This is a genomic window from Nocardiopsis lucentensis DSM 44048 (assembly GCF_000341125.1).
GTDB classification, from domain to species: Bacteria; Actinomycetota; Actinomycetes; order Streptosporangiales; family Streptosporangiaceae; genus Nocardiopsis; species Nocardiopsis lucentensis.
On sequence record NZ_ANBC01000947.1, the window covers coordinates 1 to 1,672 of the forward strand.

Sequence of the window (1,672 nt, forward strand, 5' to 3'; positions counted from 1 at the left end):
CCCAGGCGCCACCCCGCACCCCACGCGGTGCGGGCCGCCGCGCGCCGTCACCGCACCGCCTGACCCGAACACCGCGGCCCACCCGCCGGGCTGCCCGACCCCAGATGGGTTCCATGAATCTTCCGCTGAAGACCTCCTCACGAACGTGGAAGTCCCGTATCCCCGGCGCGGCCCAGATCCGCGCGGACGTGCTCGCCGGACTGGTCGTGGCGCTGGCCCTGATCCCCGAGGCCATCGCGTTCTCCATCATCGCCGGCGTCGATCCCCGCGTCGGGCTGTACGCCTCCTTCGTCATGGCCGTGTCCATCGCCTTCCTGGGCGGGCGCCCCGCGATGATCTCGGCCGCCACCGGCGCCATGGCCCTGGTCGCCGCACCGCTGTCCAAGGAGTACGGGGTCGACTACCTGTTGGCCGCCACGATCCTGGCCGGCCTGTTCCAGGTGGTGCTCGGCCTGCTCGGGGTGGCCAAACTGATGCGGTTCGTCCCCCCGTCGGTGATGACCGGATTCATCAACGCCCTGGCCATCCTCATCTTCCTGGCCCAACTCCCGCACCTGGTCGGAGTCGGGGTACCGATCTACGTCATGGTCGCCGTCGGGTTGGCCATCATCTTCGGCCTGCCCTACCTCACCAAGGCCGTCCCCGCGCCGCTGGTCGCGATCGTCGTGCTGACCGTCGCCGCCCTGGCGATGGGGGTCAACGCCCGCACCGTCGGCGACATGGGCGAGCTGCCCGACAGCGTCCCGGTCCCGTTCCTGCCCGACGTTCCCCTGACCCTGGACACGCTCGTCCTCATCGCCCCCTACGCCCTGACCCTGGCGCTGGTGGGACTGATGGAATCGCTCATGACCGCCAAGGTCGTCGACGAGCAGACCGAGACCTCCTCCGATCACGCGCGTGAGGCCCGCGGTCAGGGCATCGCCAACGTCATCGTCGGGTTCTTCGGCGGCATGGCCTCCTGCGCGATGATCGGGCAGACGATGATCAACGTCTCCTCCGGCGCCCGCACCCGCATCTCCACCTTCCTGGCCGGGCTCTTCCTGCTCATCCTGTGCGTGGGACTCGGCGACGTGGTCGGCATGATCCCGATGGCCGCCCTGGTCGCGGTGATGATCTTCGTGTCCGTCGTCACCTTCGACTGGCACAGCATCGCCCCCACGACCATCCGCCGCATGCCCTGGACCGAGACCCTGGTCATGGTGGTCACCGTCGCCGTGGTCGTCTACACCCACAACCTCGCGCTCGGTGTGATCATCGGGGTGATCGTGTCGATGGTGCTCTTCGCCCAGAAGGCCGCCACCCAGGCCGACGTGACCAGCGTTGTGGACCCCGAGGGCGGCACCCGGGTGTACACGGTGCACGGCGAGCTGTTCTTCGCCTCCACCAACCAGCTGGTGGGCCGGTTCGACTACGCCGAGAAGGACCTGACCAAGGTGGTCGTGGACATGTCCAAGGCCCACGTGTGGGACTCCTCGGCCGTGGCCGCCCTGGACCACGTGTCCGAGCACTTCCGCAGGCACGACGTCGAGGTCGAGATCACCGGCCTCAACCAGCCCAGCCAGCGGTTGCACACCGAGCTGACCGGGACCCTGTCCGGCGGGCACTGACCGACCGAGCACGACACCACGGGCCGCCCGGAGGAGATCTCCTCCGGGCGGCCCGCTTCGTGTTC

General features: G+C 69.1%; 1 protein-coding gene. It reads left to right on the forward strand.

Annotated elements, in window-relative coordinates; genetic code table 11:
- The first annotated feature begins 104 nt into the window (after positions 1 to 104).
- Complete coding sequence (locus tag D471_RS0132190) at positions 105 to 1,607, forward strand: SulP family inorganic anion transporter (RefSeq protein WP_017602418.1); 1,503 nt, start codon at positions 105 to 107, stop codon at positions 1,605 to 1,607.
- The last annotated feature ends 65 nt before the right edge of the window (positions 1,608 to 1,672 follow it).

What these genes read in the sequence shown, in the direction of transcription:
- D471_RS0132190 (WP_017602418.1), top strand. Translation starts at nt 105, where the DNA reads ATGGGTTCCATGAATCTTCCGCTGAAGACCTCCTCACGAACGTGGAAG.